This window comes from Cohnella zeiphila, from assembly GCF_014212055.1.
Classification (GTDB): Bacteria; Bacillota; Bacilli; order Paenibacillales; family Paenibacillaceae; genus Cohnella; species Cohnella zeiphila.
Window position 1 is genome coordinate 58,445 of sequence record NZ_JACJVO010000009.1, and the last position, 16,441, is coordinate 74,885.

The 16,441-nt window shown below is 57.2% G+C and carries 16 protein-coding genes and 1 riboswitch; of the genes, 13 read left to right on the forward strand and 3 right to left on the reverse strand.

The features are described 5' to 3' along the window. Positions 1-16 precede the first annotated feature (16 nt). On the forward strand, positions 17-997 hold the full coding sequence (locus tag H7C18_RS07545) for a metallophosphoesterase family protein (protein WP_185128427.1): 981 nt from the start codon (positions 17-19) through the stop codon (positions 995-997). Between the two features lie 41 nt (positions 998-1,038). Continuing rightward, positions 1,039-1,779, forward strand: a complete 741-nt coding sequence (locus H7C18_RS07550; protein WP_185128428.1) for a tyrosine-protein phosphatase — start codon at positions 1,039-1,041, stop codon at positions 1,777-1,779. 68 nt (positions 1,780-1,847) lie between these two features. Here the strand turns inward: H7C18_RS07550 and H7C18_RS07555 are convergent, their stop codons facing one another. Then, positions 1,848-2,396, reverse strand: coding sequence for a PadR family transcriptional regulator (locus H7C18_RS07555; RefSeq protein ID WP_185128429.1), 549 nt, complete (start codon positions 2,394-2,396; stop codon positions 1,848-1,850). 209 nt (positions 2,397-2,605) lie between these two features. On the opposite strand from H7C18_RS07555, the gene H7C18_RS07560 reads away from it, so the two are divergent. Next, positions 2,606-3,841, forward strand: coding sequence for a cytochrome P450 (locus H7C18_RS07560; RefSeq protein ID WP_185128430.1), 1,236 nt, complete (start codon positions 2,606-2,608; stop codon positions 3,839-3,841). A gap of 100 nt (positions 3,842-3,941) precedes the next feature. Here the strand turns inward: H7C18_RS07560 and H7C18_RS35960 are convergent, their stop codons facing one another. Continuing rightward, positions 3,942-4,979, reverse strand: a complete 1,038-nt coding sequence (locus H7C18_RS35960; RefSeq protein ID WP_420481842.1) for a CAP domain-containing protein — start codon at positions 4,977-4,979, stop codon at positions 3,942-3,944. A 5-nt stretch (positions 4,980-4,984) separates the two neighbouring features. Continuing rightward, positions 4,985-5,126: riboswitch (cyclic di-AMP (ydaO/yuaA leader) on the reverse strand. 66 nt (positions 5,127-5,192) lie between these two features. Then, positions 5,193-6,149: a non-homologous end joining protein Ku gene (ku, locus tag H7C18_RS07570; RefSeq protein WP_185128431.1), complete on the reverse strand. Its 957-nt coding sequence runs from the start codon at positions 6,147-6,149 to the stop codon at positions 5,193-5,195. A 155-nt stretch (positions 6,150-6,304) separates the two neighbouring features. On the opposite strand from ku, the gene H7C18_RS07575 reads away from it, so the two are divergent. From H7C18_RS07575 to H7C18_RS07620, 10 genes are all read left to right on the forward strand, one after another. Next, positions 6,305-6,472 (forward strand): hypothetical protein, encoded by a 168-nt coding sequence (locus H7C18_RS07575; protein WP_185128432.1) that lies wholly within the window; start codon positions 6,305-6,307, stop codon positions 6,470-6,472. Continuing rightward, the gene (locus tag H7C18_RS07580; protein ID WP_185128433.1) at positions 6,469-6,651 is read left to right on the forward strand and encodes an H-type small acid-soluble spore protein; all 183 of its coding nucleotides are present in this window, start codon (positions 6,469-6,471) and stop codon (positions 6,649-6,651) included. The genes H7C18_RS07575 and H7C18_RS07580 overlap by 4 nt, the downstream gene beginning before the upstream one ends. A 114-nt stretch (positions 6,652-6,765) precedes the next feature. Next, complete coding sequence (locus H7C18_RS07585) at positions 6,766-8,529, forward strand: sensor histidine kinase (protein WP_238357574.1); 1,764 nt, start codon at positions 6,766-6,768, stop codon at positions 8,527-8,529. Further along, positions 8,504-9,307, forward strand: a complete 804-nt coding sequence (locus tag H7C18_RS07590; protein ID WP_185128435.1) for a response regulator transcription factor — start codon at positions 8,504-8,506, stop codon at positions 9,305-9,307. The genes H7C18_RS07585 and H7C18_RS07590 overlap by 26 nt, the downstream gene beginning before the upstream one ends. Before the next feature lie 109 nt (positions 9,308-9,416). After that, on the forward strand, positions 9,417-11,138 hold the full coding sequence (locus H7C18_RS07595) for an extracellular solute-binding protein (protein WP_185128436.1): 1,722 nt from the start codon (positions 9,417-9,419) through the stop codon (positions 11,136-11,138). A gap of 129 nt (positions 11,139-11,267) precedes the next feature. Then, a complete protein-coding gene (locus tag H7C18_RS07600; protein ID WP_185128826.1) occupies positions 11,268-12,125 on the forward strand; it encodes an ABC transporter permease in 858 nt (285 codons plus the stop codon). A gap of 16 nt (positions 12,126-12,141) precedes the next feature. Continuing rightward, entirely contained in the window at positions 12,142-13,035 is an 894-nt protein-coding gene (locus tag H7C18_RS07605; protein WP_185128437.1) for an ABC transporter permease subunit, read from the forward strand. A gap of 39 nt (positions 13,036-13,074) precedes the next feature. Further along, entirely contained in the window at positions 13,075-14,190 is a 1,116-nt protein-coding gene (locus H7C18_RS07610; protein WP_185128438.1) for a glycosyltransferase WbsX family protein, read from the forward strand. 142 nt (positions 14,191-14,332) lie between these two features. Next, complete coding sequence (locus tag H7C18_RS07615) at positions 14,333-14,899, forward strand: FAD-dependent oxidoreductase (RefSeq protein ID WP_185128439.1); 567 nt, start codon at positions 14,333-14,335, stop codon at positions 14,897-14,899. A 189-nt stretch (positions 14,900-15,088) separates the two neighbouring features. After that, on the forward strand, positions 15,089-16,441 hold the full coding sequence (locus H7C18_RS07620; protein WP_185128440.1) for a UDP-glucose dehydrogenase family protein: 1,353 nt from the start codon (positions 15,089-15,091) through the stop codon (positions 16,439-16,441).

Here is a 16,441-nt window from a genome sequence, read left to right on the forward strand (position 1 = left end):
GAAAGGAGCCAGCGTGATGTCGCTCAAGATGGAGCGCAAGGGAAGCGAGATGTTTGTGGACGAGAGGCGTTTCGCCACAGACAGGCGCCCCTGGTTCGGGCAGCTGCCGGAAAGAATAGGAAAGAACTTTACATTCGCGGTCATGGGCGATCGCTGCGGGATGGCCCTGCCGGGCGTTTTTGAGAAAGGGCTTGCGATCCTGCAGGATTTGAAGCCGGATTTCGTGCTGTTCGTCGGCGACCTGGTCGAAGGTTACGGGATGGATTCGGAGGAAGCGCGCAACGAGTGGGAATACATCGACGCTCAAATCGCCGCGACGGGACTTCCTTTCTTCCAGACGATCGGCAATCACGACTTCGGCACGCAGACGTTGGTCGACGTTTGGCGAGAGCGCAAAGGCATCGAGTATTACGCATTCCGGGTGGGGGACGTTCTCTTCCTGATCCTCAATACCGAAGACCCGTTCGAGGAACTGTCGGACGAACTCATCGCGAGGGTGAAGCTCGCCGCTGCGAATATCCGGCGAGATCCGGAGCGTGCGAGCGAATATGTGAAAGCTTTCGACGATGAGGTCGTCGCAAGCATGTCGCCGGATCAACTGCAAGACGTGGGAAAGGCACGAGTCGGCTTGGGAGACGAGCAGCTTGCTTTTTTCGAAAATGTGCTGGCCAGCAATGCGGACGCGAAGTACACGTTCGTCAGCATGCACAAGCCAGGCTGGAAATCGGACAGTTCGTCATTCGCCAGGCTGCGCGAGATGATCGGGAGCCGTCCGCATACGATCTTCGCGGGCCACTTCCATTCACTCGAATATTCCCGGACGAACGAGGCTTGTCAAATTCAATTGGGCCGCACCGGCGCCGCCTCCCACGGAGAAGGGAAAGGCGACCAAAACCTGTTGCTGTGGGTATCGATGCGGTCGGGCGTTCCTTCTATCCGCGTCGTTCATCTGGACGGCATAACCGAGCCGGCCGATTATCCGCCGCGCCATCCCTGACAAGACGTTTTATCGATTCCTTTATGAAAGGCGGTCTGTTAATGACATTGCTTCCTCTGTATCAAGAACGGCGAATTCGAATGGAGGGCGCCTCCAATGTCCGAGATCTCGGCGGCTACCCGACGTCGTTCGGCCGGCACGTCCGGCGCGGCGTATTCTTCCGTGCCGACAGTCTGCATCGGCTGACCGAACGGGACCAGGAAGAGCTGGTCGGCCGAGGCGTCCGCTCGGTCATCGATCTCCGGCATGCCCGGGAATTGCAGGAATCGGAGAACGTATTCGCTTCGTCGGGGCGGCTCGCCTATCATAACGTGAGCCTGTTCAACCCGGCCGACACGGCGACGACGGATCTCGGCAGGCTGGGCGATCTTTACGTCGATATGCTGGAGAACCGCCGCCAGCCGCTGCTGCGCGTGTTCGAGCTGCTCTCGGCCGACCCGCGCGAAGCGGTCTTGTTCCACTGCGCGGCCGGCAAAGACCGGACGGGCGTCATCGCCGCCTTGCTTCTGGAACTGGCCGGCGTTGCGCATGAAGTGATCGTCGCCGACTACGCCATGACCGCGGCTTGCCTGACGCCGCTGATGGAAGAGCTTCGCCGGACGCGTCCGGAATCGGTGTCTGCCGAGCTGTACGAGCGATTCCTGGGCGCGGAACCGGAGGAGATGGAGAAGATGCTGGCTCATCTCGCCGGCAGGTATGACGGAGCGGAGGAGTATCTGATGTCGATCGGCTTGGCGCCCGAGCAGGTAGAAGGGCTCAAAAAGAAGCTGCTGGGAGCCTGAACCGGCGCAGCTCAAGCAGGCGCCGCCCCTAAGAGGCCGGCGCCTGCCGAAACGTCGAGAATTCATGGTCAAGCGTCAAAGTCGTCCTCATCCGACTCCGCCTGACGGATGAGCTCATCGATCCACCGGATTTCCGACTTCGTCCGGGAAGCCGAATATCGAAGAACCTCGGCCCGGAACGTCCTTCGTTTCCCGGTCCCCTCTTCGTCGCCGAATTGTCGCCGCTCGATATTGGCCAGCAGCGACTCCAGGTCTTTTTTTCTCCGATTCAAGATTCGCAGCCGATTCTCCCGGGAGATCCGGTGGAACAGAGAGACTCGAATCATGAATTCAATGTCGTGCCGCGCGTCCTTCTCGGTAAACGCGTTGATCAATTCGACAATTTTCGCCTTTCCGGCATTCGTCAGCTCATATATGTACTGGTTAGGCCTGCTTTCCTGCTCGTTCCGATTTCGAACGATGACTCCCTCATTCGTAAACCGGCGCAGCGCCGGGTACAATAAATTGTGATTTACGTCCACCAAATGGCCGAGATCCTTCTGGATTTCTTTTTTGATCTCATATCCGTGCTTGGGGGATTTCTCGATCTGGATTAAAATCAGCAGGTCGATATACATGAATGATTGCCCTCTCATCGAATTTGGCGATTCGCTTCGTCTAGTGCCCTTCCAGCATACCAACTCAAGACCGAGCCTACAACCAATTCCCCACAGGAAGAAAACGGAAATCGCACCTTGCGGCATGGGCCGCAGGACAGTAGTTTCCCTTTAAGTGATATGTTAATTTAACATATGATAAAGTATCTTAACTTCGGGAGGGAACAGGTATGCAGAAGGAGATCATCTCGCTGGCCGAAATCACGGGGTTCCAAACGCCGTCCGAGGAATTCAACCCCTACGAGTGGTACAAGAACAAATTGCGAAACGAGCCCGTCAGCTATAACGAAGCGACCGATACCTGGAACGTGTTCCGATATGAAGACGTTCGCAGAGTGCTCAGCGATTACGACTATTTCTCCAGCGTGCGCCCCCGCACGACGATCAGCGTCGGAGCCGACAACGAGGAAGGCCAGCGCATGAGCAAGGTCGATCTGAGTTTGGACCCTCCCGAGCATCAGAAAAACCGCGCCCTCCTCGCCAAAGCGTTCACGCCGAGAAGCTTGAAGCTGTGGGAGCCGCGCATTCACGAGGTCGTTCGCCAACTGCTGGACGGGATCGGAGACGCTCTTGAGATCGACGTCGTTCAGGATTTCACCAACGCGCTTCCCGCCATCGTCATCGCGGATTTGCTTGGCGTTCCTTCCGGAGACCGGCTGTTGTTCAAGGAATGGGTCGACCATCTGTTCCTCCCCATTCCCAAAGAACGGGCGGAGGACGTTCAGGAATTGAAGCGCCAGGCCGCCAAACAATATTACAACTATCTGTACCCGATTATCGTGGGGAAAAGATCCGCACCGGCCGAAGACATCATCTCGGACCTGATTCGGGCCGAGGTGGACGGAGAGAGGCTGTCGGACGACGAGATCGTTCGGACCACGATGTTCATTCTCGGCGCCGGCGTCGAAACGACAAGCCATCTGCTGGCATGCACGTTCTATTCGTTCCTGTACGACGACGATCGGATTTACGGAGAGGTGCGCGCCGACCGGGAGCTGCTTCCGAATACGGTGGAGGAAATGCTCCGCTATCGCTTCCATATCGCGAAGATGGACCGGACCGTAAAGCAGGATAACGACTTGCTGGGCGTCGATCTCAAAAAAGGCGACGTCGTCGTCGCCTGGATGAGCGCGGCCAACATGGACGAAGCGATGTTCGAAGATCCGTTCACCTTGAACATCCGCCGCCCGAACAACAAGAAGCATTTGACGTTCGGCAACGGTCCGCACTTCTGCTTGGGCGCGCCGTTGGCCCGGCTCGAAGCGAATATCGGAATCGGCCTGTTCATGGACCGCTATTCCCGAATCGAACCGGTTCCCGGCTTCCGACTGGAGGATCATCTTACGCCGTCCGCGGCCGGACAGACGTTGACCAGCTTGCCGATGCGGGTAACGGCGAGCCGTTAGGAAGAGCTGATTGCCATGTAAAAAGCAGCGGCCTCTCCTCGCCGAGGAAAGGCCGCTGCTTTGCTTATCATTAAAGAATCTATAAATTCCGGGGTTATGATCAGCCCGTGAACTCTTGCACCCATTCGCCGTTGTAATAAGCGACGCCGATGGATTTGTAGTTCACGTTCAGGATGTTCGCTTTGTGGCCGGCGCTGTTCATCCAAGCCGTCATGACTTCCTGCGGATCGCGTTGGCCTTTGGCGATGTTCTCGCCGGCATAGCTGTAGCTGACGCCGAACTGCTTCATCATGTCGAACGGAGAGCCGTACGTCGGCGAATTATGATCGAAGTAGTTGTTGTTGTACATGTCCTTCGCTTTCGCCAATGCCACGGAAGTCAGCTTGGAATCGGTCTTGAGCGCGGACAAGCCTTGTTTGGCGCGTTCCTGGTTGACCAGGGTCACGACTTGCGAAGCGTAATCCGATTGGGTCACGCCGGAATTCGAACCCGATGCCGAGCCGGACGTATTGCCGCTCGTGCTGCCGGAGCCGGAGCTTGTCTTGCCGGAATCCGAGGAGCTTCCGCCCGAAGAGCTGCTGCCGGAGCCCGAGCCGTTGTCATAGCTGCCCGAGTTCCCCGATCCGCTTTGATCGGAACCGGTGCCCGCGTTGGACCCGGAGCCTGTGTTGGATCCGGAGCCTGCATGGGATCCGGAGCCGTAGCCCGAACCATAGCCGTATCCCGACCCGGAGCCAAGGATGCTGCCGAGATCGAGGCCTTTGCCGCCGGAGCCGCCGAGAAGGCTTCCGAGATCAAGGTTCTTGCCGCTTCCGGAGCCAAGAAGGCTTCCGAGATCAAGCCCGCTGCCGTTGCCGGAACCGAGGATGCTGCCCAGATCGAATCCGCTGCCGGCGTTCGAGCCCGTTCCGGTTCCCGCTTGACCTTGAACCTGCTTCAGCACGGACTGAAGGTCGATGCCGTATTGGCCGGCCAGTTGGGAAAGATCGTTATAGGAAAGCTGAGAACCAGCGGATTGACTATTTTGCGGCGCGGAGGTCGTTTGCGCCGACGCCATTCCCGCAACCGGGACGGATAAAGCCAGGACAAGAGAACCGGACAGGACCAACTTGCCGAGACGATTGTGTTGCTTGAACATGAAGGTTCCTCCCTTTGGTAAGCCTACGAGGTTAGCTGTCGGGTTCGGGATCAAAGAGAGTTCTCCCGGCCGCGCGTTTGCCGCGCAGCTTCACCCCCAAACAACTTGGGTCCCCCGCGCCCTGACGGGCTTAGGCTCGGATGCTTCACATTCTAACAGCAATCGACTCGGTTGTTCATTAGAAAAACTTTAACTAAGGTAAATGGTGGGACATCACGGTTTCGTCTCTTTTGCGGCTCGGGAGCGGGAGCCTCCGCCCTTGGCCGCGCCGGACCCCTTGTCGCTCTTGCTTCCGGGGGCCGCGGAAGGCTCCGCTCCGGCTGCCGCTTTGGCCTTCGAGGCGCCCCGTGCCGTCGTCCGCCTTTTCCCGGTATCTTCCTCCTGCGCTCCGGCCCCGGGCTTGACAGCTTCGAGACTGGCTTGCAGCGCCGCCATCAGATCGATGACGTTCGTGCGCTCCGCCGTTGGCGCGGCGACAAGGTCGGTGCTCTCTCCGGCGACTTTTCGCTCGATCGCCTCGAGAAGCGCGACACGGTAGTCGTCGGTATATTTCTCCGGATCGAACGGGGACGTCAACTGATCGATGAGCAGCTTGGCCATGCCGAGTTCGCGCTCTTCGACCTTGATCTCCTTCGGAAGATTCGGCACGCCCTCCAGCGACCGGATCTCGTCCGGATAGAACATCGTCTCCATGCAGATGCAGTTGTCCAGCACCCGTATGGCCGCCAGGCTGCTCTTGCTGCGGATCGCCACTTTGGCGATGCCGATCTTTCCCGACTGCCGCATCGCTTCAAGAAGCAGGTTGTAAGCTCCTCCTCCCGCTTGATCCGGCGACAGGTAGTACGTCTTCTGAAAATAAAGCGGATCGATCTCTTCCAGCGCGACGAAATCCAGGATTTGAATCGTCCGCTGGGTCTCCGGCTTGATCGCCTGCAGCTCCTCTTCGTCGAACAGAACGAACCGTCCCTTTTCGAACTCGTAGCCTTTCGTGATTTCGTCCCATTCGACCGCCTTGTCGCAGTGCGGACAGCTGCGGACATAGGAGATCGGCGTGCCGCACACTTTATGGATATACCTTAGATGAACGTCTTTGTCTTCCGTGGCCGTGAACATCTTGACGGGAACGTGGACGAGCCCGAAGCTGATCGCCCCTTTCCAGACCGTATGCATAGGGTTGCGCTCCTTTGCTGGCGAATGCGGACGATCGCTGTCCGGAACTTGCGCTTATTAGCGTACCCCAAACGAATGGTTCTCACGCGCTCAGGGAATATTGTCGGGGGAGGCTTTCACGGCTCCCGATCTCGATAAGGAAGGAGACCGGCGCGATGGACAATCCGAGCGACACCGACCTGATACACGAAGGCAGGGAAGATTACGACATGGATGTCGACCGGATGATCAACGAAGGTCTTGGGGGCGGCCAGGTCACGATGCACAACGGCCTTATCGAAGAGACGACGACCGATACGATGAAGGAGGGCGACGAAGAGTGAACGTTCGAAGAGCCCAGGAAATTTACGACTCCAAGGACATGATCTCGGTGCACCTGGACGATCAGCCCGTCTGGATCGAGAACGTCGATGCCGCCAACGGAATGGCGACGGTCCAGATCGGGCAGAAGCCGATTCAGACCAAGACGGTATCCGTCGAGCGCTTGGAAGAAGTTCAATAAAGGCCTTGTATATTCGAACCGCTCGTCAATCGAGCGGTTTTCTTATTTTATTTATTTGATACAATTGGCATATGCATCCATATCGCGCATGGGAGGAGCCGTCCGCCGGTGAGAATGTTCGGGCTTTGGCGCAGGTCGATACTAGTAAGGCTCATCCTCACCTTTATGATTATTATGGTGCCGCTATATGGCATCGGCATCAGCATGTACTTCTGGGGCATCGAAGCGATCAAAAAGGAAATCTCCAGCGCGCAAGAAGCTCAGGTTGCTTATTATTTGGACAAAATCTCCAAAGAGATTCAAGGCTTGAAGCTGGTTCAGTCCGATACTCTCTACAACGACGACATCAATATGCTCGCCAACGGCGAACCGTATATGAACAATTATGAACGGGGCTATTACATGAACAAGCTGCAGCAGCGGCTGAGCGCGATCAAAAACGGAAGCGTTTACGTAGAAAATGTCATGGCGTACATACCGTCCGTTCGCCGGATGATCCCCGCCGAGGGGAGCATAAGCGAGCTGAAGCCGTCCGATCTTCAGCGAATGAAGATGTATGACGATTCATCGCCTTCCCAATTGATCTACGCGGACGATCATTTGTTCCTCAACGCTTTTTTTCCGCCCAATTACATTAAAAACAGCTCGCAGCCCCTGTATTCGGTTCTCGTGAAGCTCTCGTCGGCGCAGCTCAAAAATTCGCTGAGCCAATTCGGCCTGAACGAAAAAAGCGGCTCGTTTCTGATGGATGCGAACAGACGGCCGATCGTGTCCAATACGGGCGAGACATCGGCGCAGGAGCTCATTCGGGAACGGATCGGCAACGAGGAGAGCGGGAGCGGATCGGTCAAGATCGAAGGCAAGCCGTACATGTACATATACCGCGCTTCGCCTTATCTTGGGCTTACCGTCGTCAGTTATATTCCCGAGAACGCTTTCTTCGCGGGGCTAAGCAAATATAAAATTTGGTTCTGGGTTCTGACCGCCGCCGCCGCGTTTATCGTCATCTTGTTCTCGCTGGCCATCATCCGTTTTCTACGGGCCCCTCTGCACAAGCTGATTAAAGGGTTTAAACGGCTGGAAACCGGAGATATGGACTTCACCATCGGTCACCCGTTCGACGACGAGTTCGGCGTGTTGTACCAACGCTTCAACTCGATGCTTGTGCGCTTGCGCGCGTTGATCGACCAAAATTACAATCAGACGATCATGGTTCAACGGGCGGAACTGAAGCAATTGCAAGCGCAAATCAACCCTCATTTTCTCTATAACAGCTTCTTTCTTTTGTATACGATGACAAGGCGCGGCAAATACGAGGAATTAATGAAGTTTCAACTGCAGCTGGGCGAATATTTCCGGTTTCTTACCCGCAATGACGCGGACGAGGTGACGCTGGAACGGGAAGTCAGTCATGCGCGGGCTTACTGCGAGATCCAGGCCCTGCGGTTCTCGAACCGGATCCGCGTCGAATTCGGCGAGCTTCCTGCCGAGTATGCCGATCTTAGCGTGCCGAGGCTGATTCTGCAGCCGATAGTCGAGAACGCTTTCCAGCATGGATTGGAGTTGTTGGAAGAGAACGGACTGCTGCAGGTTCGCTTCATCCCGGAGAAGGGCGGGCTGCGCATTGAGGTGGCCAATAACGGCGCGCCGATGAGCGAAGAAGCGCTTCGGTCGTTGGAATCGGGCGTGACGTCGAACTCCGCACAGAGGGAAGTGACGGGGATGCTTAATATTCACCGGAGAATCCGGCTGCGTTTCGGCGAAGGAAGCGGAATCCGCGTCGATAACGGCCCGGAGCAGGTCGTCGTCGCCATCCAACTGGAGTTCGAAGATGAGGGGGGGCAAGAGGTTTATGTTTACGCTGCTGATCGTCGATGACGAGCCCATGATCGCGGACGGGCTGTACGAGGAGTTTCAGGATAGCCGAGAATGGGACCTTGACGTCTACCGGGCTTATTCCGGCAAAGAAGCGTTGGAGCGAATCGAGCATATGAAGGTCGATATTCTCATTTCGGACATCCGCATGCCCGGAGTGGATGGAATCGAGCTGCTGAAGCAGGTCAGGAGCAGATGGCCGTCCTGCCGCGTCATCCTGCTGAGCGGCTATAAAGAATTCGACTACGCCTATAGCGCCTTGGAGTATGGCGCCGTTCGCTATGTGCTCAAGACGGAAGGGTATGACAAAGTGATCGATACCGTCAAACAGGCGGCAGCGGATCTCGAGCAGTCGCGGCTGGCCGCCAAGCCTGTTCCCGAAGCGGATCGCGAACCGGATGCCCGCAGCGGGACGCCGGTTCGCGAGATGCTCCGGGAGGATCGGCAGGACAGACGTACCGCAGATATCATTGCCAAGTTGAAAGATTATATCGAGAACCACCTTCACCGGGATATTTCGCTCGTTGCGCTTGCCGACGTCGTTCATTTCAATCCGAGTTATTTATCCCGCTACTTCAAGCAGCAGACCGGCCTCAATCTGTCCGAGTTCGTGCAGAGCGTGAAGGTAGAGCGGGCCAAACGGATGCTGGCCGATCCTGATATTCGCGTCAACGATATCGCCGAAGCGCTCGGATACGGCTCTGCGTCCAACTTTACCCGCTTGTTCAAGCGGTTGACGGGATCGACGCCGCAGGAATTCAGGGAAACCGCAATCAGGTAAACAAATGAATGAACTGTAAAGGATTGAAGATATGAAAGCGTTTCCCTTGTTTTTATAATAAAAATACAGTCGGCCGCTGTAATTTAGTTATCGAAAAAGGGGAATCGGCATGCAAACGAATCCGCTGAAAAAAATGCTTCTTGCCGCGGTATTGGGATTAACGGCATGGTCGGCCGCGGCTTGCAGCAGCCATTCGAACGATGGAGGCGGCGACGCTTCCGCGAGCGGCGTTCCTTCCGCCGGCGGAACGAAGGCCGCAGCAACCGGCACGGGGCCATCCGCGGATCCTGCTGCGAAATACGAAAGCCCGATCACCGTAACCGCGGTGATGGGACTTAGCGATCAGGTGCAAAAATCCGTATCGATCAAGCCGGATGTCATCACCGACAACATCTGGACCCGCGGCTACGAGAAGGATCTGGGCATCAAGATTCATTACCTGTGGACCGTCCCGTCGGCGCAGATGGAACAGAAAATGAACGTATCGATCTCGTCCAACGATCTTCCCGACATCATCCCTGTCAACTCGCGGCAACTGAAGATGCTGGTGGATACGGGCGTTGCCATGGACATCACGCAGCTGTTCGATCAATATGCGTCCGATTTCACGAAGCAGATGATGGACGCGGACCAACGGATCGGCATGGATCAAGCTACCGTGAACGGGAAGCTGATGGCTCTTCCGGCCATCAACGGGGCCATCGACGGCGCTTCGATGATCTGGATTCGCGCGGATTGGTTGAAAAATCTGAATATGGAACCGCCCCGGACGATGGACGATGTGCTGAAAATCGCGGAAGCGTTCACCAAGAACGACCCGGACCAGAACGGCAAGGACGATACCTACGGTCTTGGACTCAACAAAGACTTGCTCGGAGGCTTCGCGGTGCTGGACGGATTTTTCGAAGGCTATCACGGCTATGCCAACGGCTGGATCGACGACGGAAGCGGAAATCTCGCCTACGGCGGCATTCAACCCGCCATCAAGACAGCTCTGGGGAAATTGGCGGACATGTACAAGAACGGGTATATCGATAAGGAATTTTCCGTCAAAGATACCGCGAAAGTCGCCGAATCCGTGACGTCCGGCAAGGTCGGCATGTTCTTCGGCCAGCATTACGTTCCGTTCTGGCCGCTGCAGGACGCCAAGAACAAGGATGCGAACGCCGACTGGCAGGCGTTCCCGATCGTCTCCGCCGACGACCAGCCGGCCAAGCCCATGATTAACGGATCGTCCGGCACGTTCTACGTGGTCAACAAAAAAATGAAGAACCCGGAGGCGGCAATCAAGCTGTACAACTATTTCTACGCGAAGGACCCGGCGCTCAGCCCCGACTTCGATCCCGCTTATCACGGACAGGACAGCCAACTCGATACCCACCCGGACCAATTCTATCAGCTGGCCGTCATGACGTCGTTCTATCCCCAGCAGAACCTGTTCATCAATCAGAACGTCGACAAGTATTTCAAAGACAACGATTCGTCCGTGCTGGACAATTACTGGGTGAAAGACAACGTGGGCAACATCGAGAAATACAAGGCGGGCGACGACAAGCTTTGGAGTTCCTATGCCTGGGCGGGTCCGGACAACAGCGCCTTCAGCGTGATCGACCAATATAACCGGGACGACCGGTTCCTTCGCAACGGCTATATCAAAGGGGATACCGAATCGATGACGCTGAAGGGGGCGACGCTGAACCAAATGCGGAGCGAGACATTCACGAAGATCATCATCGGGGCGGCTCCGATCGACGAGTTCGATTCCTACGTGGAAAAGTGGAGAAAGCTCGGCGGAGACGACATTACGAAGGAAATCAACGCCGCCAAATAGCAAGCCGGTCCTGCAGACAGAGAGGAGGATGACAGATTGGCCGCACCCGAGACCGCTGTCCGGACCGCCGTCGGCGCCAAATCCGAACGATGGGCCGCCCGATTCAAGCAGCAGCGCTCCTTGCATCTCATGCTGTTGCCTTGCGTTCTGCTGGTGGCCGCCTTCGGCTATTATCCGATGGTCGGGATTCTGATCGCTTTTCAAAATTACAATCCGACCCAAGGCTTCTTCCATTCGAAATTCGTGGGCCTGGACAACTTCCGGTACATGTACGAGATGCCGGATACGCTTCAGGTGCTCTGGAACACGGTCTTTATCGCGTTTCTCAAAATCGTGCTCGGACTGATCGTCCCCGTCACGTTCGCCATTCTGCTTGATCTTATCCGGCGAAAGGTATTCCAGCGGACGGTTCAAACATTGATCTATATTCCGCATTTTCTGTCCTGGGTCATCCTGTCCGGGATCCTGATCGACATCCTGTCGCCGAATGAAGGCATCGTCAACGAGCTGCTGAAGCGGCTCGGAATGGAGCCCGTATTTTTCCTTGCGAACGAACGAGTATTTCCCTATCTGTTGGTATTCTCCGATGTATGGAAGGAGTTCGGGTACGGCACGATCATCTATTTGGCCGCCATTACGGCGATCGACACTTCGCTTTACGAGGCGGCCGTCATGGACGGCGCCAACCGATTCCGGCAGGTGCTCCACGTGACGCTCCCGGGCATCCTGCCGATCGTCGTGCTGATGGCAACGCTTAGCTTAGGCAACGTGCTGAACGCGGGTTTCGAACAGGTGTTCAACCTGTACAGTCCGGTCGTGTACAAGACCGGCGATATCCTCGACACGTTCGTCTACCGCATCGGATTGCAGAACAGCCAATACGGCGTAGCCACTGCTGTCGGCTTGTTCAAATCGGTCGTTTCGTTCCTGTTTATCGCAACCGGATACAAGCTTGCCGCCAAGTTCGCGGGCTATCGCGTTTTTTGAGAGAGGAGGTGCAGGCGTGTACCGACGGCGAACGTTCGGCGGCAGGCTGTTCGAGATCGGGAATTACGCTTTTCTGGGCTTTGCCGCGCTGCTTTGCATTTTCCCGATCATTCACGTGCTGGCCGTGTCCTTCAGCTCCAGTACGGCCGCCTCGGCCGGAGAAGTGACGCTTTGGCCCGTCGACTTCAATCTGGGCTCTTATCGATACGCCATAACCAAGCCGCAATTTCTGACATCTTTTCTTGTCACGCTTGAACGCGTCGCTCTGGGATTGGCCGTCAACATGCTGATGACGATTTTCGCCGCTTATCCGCTGTCCAAGGAACGCGGGGAGTTGTACGGGCGGAATGTCTATTCCTGGTACTTGTTCGTCACCATCATTTTCAGCGGCGGACTGATTCCTTGGTATATGACCATCAAGCAGTTCGGTATGATCGATTCGATCTGGGCGCTCATTCTGCCCGGGGCCGTTCCGGTGTTCAACGTCATCATTCTGCTCAACTTCTTCCGGCAGGTGCCGAAGGAGATCGGCGAATCGGCTTTTATCGACGGCGCCGGCCATTGGACGGTATTGAGCCGGATTTATTTGCCGCTGTCCACGCCCGCGATCGCCACGCTGGTGCTGTTCACTTGCGTCGGGCATTGGAACTCCTGGTTCGACGGACTCATTCTGATGAGCTCGCCGGCGCATTATCCGCTGCAGACCTATCTGCAGACGATCATCGCAAACCGCGACATGTCGTTGTTCGTGTCGGCCTCGCAGGAAGATCTGAAGCTGTTGTCGCAGATTTCGGACCGGACGCTCAAATCGGCGCAAATCTTTATCGCGGCCGCCCCGATACTGGCAATTTATCCGTTTCTGCAGAAATATTTTATGAAAGGCATTGTCATGGGCAGCGTGAAGGGCTGAAGAGCTTGCCCGCCAAGCACGACAATCGGAGGGATGAGGATGAACGAACGGTACGATGTCGCCGCATACGTGTGGCCGGCTTATACCGGGGACGAACCCAGAACCCGCATGTTTTGGCCGGAAGGGATCGGGGAATGGCAGTCGGTCAAAAACGCGGTTCGAAAATTTCCCGAACACGACTGGCCGCGCAAACCGCTCTGGGGATATGTGAACGAAGCGGACCCGTACGTGATGGAGATGCAAATTCAGGCGGCTGCCGATCACGGCGTCAACGTATTCATTTACGACTGGTACTGGTACGATAGGCGGCCGTTTCTCGAGCAATGCCTGAACAACGGTTATTTGAAAGCCCGGAACAACGACAAGGTCAAATTTTATTTGATGTGGGCCAACCATCCGGTCAACAACACCTGGGACATCCGGCTGTCGCACGATCAGGAAAATCTGATCTGGGACGCCGCCGTCGATCGTACGGAGTTCGAGAACGTCGCCGACCGGTTGATCGAGCGGTATTTTCAGCATCCTTCCTACTATAAGATCGGCGGGAAGCCGGTGTTCATGATCTACGACTTGGCGACTCTGATGAAAGGGCTCGGCGGCGCGGAGGCGACCCGGGAGGCGTTCGAATGGTTCCGCGGCCGTGCCGTATCCGCAGGGTTGCCCGGGCTCCACCTGCAGCTGACGATGTGGAAGGAGACCAGCTTCAACCTGAGCGGAGTGGATGGGGAGAAGACCGCCACGACAAGCGAACTGGCCCATCTCCTTGGATTCGACAGCCTGACGCATTATCAGTTCGTTCACTTCGTCGATATCGACAGGGATTACGGCGAGATTCTGCCGGATGTCGAGCGGGAATGGGAGCGCATCGACCGAACGTTTCACATTCCTTATTTCCCGCATGTATCGATCGGCTGGGACAACAATCCGCGCTTTCAAGCGTTTCGGCCCGGCATCGTAAAGGGCAATACGCCCGAGATGGTGAAGCGGGCGCTGGAGATGGCGCGAAACTATGCCGATGCCCATCCCGGGCAACCGCCGCTGATCACGATCAACAGCTGGAACGAATGGACGGAGACCAGTTATCTGCAGCCGGACGATCTTAACGGGTACGGTTATCTGGAGGCCGTGAAGGCGGCTTTCGTCAATAATTCGTAGCCTTGCTTCGGCGAGCTTGCAACGTTGCGGATTCGGGACCGGCATAACCGCCGCTGCGACCGGGCTTGTTTTGTAAGCGGTGCAGGCTTGGCGTATAATGGAAAAGACATGATCATTTCCATTATTGAAGGGAGAATGCCGCATGTACGATGTAGCGATTATCGGAGGAGGCCCGGCGGGAGCGAGCGCCGCGTTGTTCACGGCCAAGGCCGGCAAGAAGACGGTGGTCATCGACAACAACCAGAGCGTCACGCGCAGGGCGTGGATCGAGAACCACTACGGTGCGCCTGAGATTTCCGGGCCCGATCTGGTCGATACCGGACGAAAGCAGGCCGAGAAGTTCGGCGCCGAATTCGTCGCAGCCAAAGCGGTTAAGCTGACAGCCGGCGAAAGCTCCGTAACCGTCGAGGCGGAAGAGGGATCTTACGAAGCGCGGCATGTCATCGTGGCAACGGGTCTGTTCGTTGACTGCGCGGAAGCGAGCGGCATTCGCACGAAACCGGGTACGGAGCCCCGAATCAAGACGATCATCGACGCGACGCCGGAAGGAAAAACGAACTTGGCGAACGTCTGGGCCGCGGGCACGGTAGCCGGCGTCAGCATGCACACGATCATTACCGCCGGGGACGGCGCCAAAGTGGCGATCAACGTCGTCAGCGAGCTGAACGGAGAGCGGTACGTCGATCACGATATGTTAAAGAACGGATAAGGTCGAAAAGGGTATCATCGGCCGTTCGGAGGATTCGTCCTCCGGACGGCTTTTATTGTGATGAAGGAAAAATTTCTCGCCATTCCGCGAAACGGAAACATCCTCGGACGAACGGCAGGCAAGAAAAGCTTCCCCCGCGCGTATGGTTGGAGTAGAGGTTCCGCTTGCCGCGTTCGATCGAATGGAGGGATGCCCGTGAGGGATATGGCGATCATCGGTGCCGGATACGTCGGTCTGGTTGCCGGGGCCTGCTATGCAGAGTTGGGAAACCGCGTCGTTTGCGTGGACAGCGACGAGGAGAAGATCGCGAGGCTGCGGAGGGGGGAGGTTCCGATCTATGAGCCGGACCTCCCTCAGCTTATTGCGCGCAACGCGGAAGCCGGCCGGCTGGCGTTCGCCGCAGCGGCCGGTCCCGCGGTGGAGAAAGCGGACATCGTCGTCATCGCCGTCGGAACCCCGCCGCTTCCGTCCGGCGAAGCGGACCTTCGCTCGATCGAGAAGACGGCGCGCGAGATCGGCGCATCCATGAACGGGTACAAGATCGTGTGCATCAAAAGCACGGTACCCGTCGGGACGGCGGAGAAGGTGGAGCGGTGGATCGCGGAACGGTACGCGGGCGGCTTCGACGTCGTCTCTCTGCCGGAATTTCTGCGGGAGGGATCCGCGGTGGCCGACGCGCTTCGCCCCGACCGCATCGTCATCGGCACTTCGTCCGAGAGAGCGGCGGCGGAATTGGCCGCCCTGCACGAGCCGCTGGCCGCGCCGTTGTGCGTGACGGACGCCCGCAGCGCCGAGATGACCAAGTACGCATCCAATGCGTTTCTGGCCACGAAAATTACTTTCATCAACGAGATCGCCAACCTGTGCGAGAAGGTCGGAGCGGACGTTGCCGAAGTCGCGAGAGGGATGGGTCTGGATCGGCGGATCGGTTCCTCCTTTTTGCGGGCGGGCATCGGGTATGGCGGTTCGTGTTTCCCCAAGGATACGAACGCGCTCGTTCAACTGGCCGGCAGCGTCGAATACGACTTCCGGCTTCTGAAGGCGGTTATCGAAGTGAACCGGGAGCAGCGCCTCGTCGTCGTCGACAAGCTGCAGAACGCGCTCGGCTCGCTCCGAGGGAGACGGATCGGCATCTGGGGCTTATCGTTCAAACCTAACACCGACGACGTGCGCGAAGCGCCCGCGCTGGCGATCGCCGAGCGACTCGCCGAGCTGGGAGCGGAGCTTCGCCTGTACGATCCGGCGGCCCAACGCCGTTTTCGCGAGGTATTCGACCATCCTTTCGCCGTATGGTGCGAATCGGCCCTGGAAGCCGCGCGAGGCAGCGATGCCCTCTGCCTGTTGACCGAATGGCCGGCCTTCGCCGATATTCCGCTGGCCGAGATTCGCGCGGCGCTGGATCGGCCGCTGCTGATCGACGGCCGCAATCTGTTCGATCCGCGCGAAGCCAGGCTCGCCGGACTCGAATACGTGCCGGTCGGCCGCCCCGTTCCGGAGCTGCCTGCCGCCCGGCTCCCGGCGATGGAACCGCCGTCCGCCTGA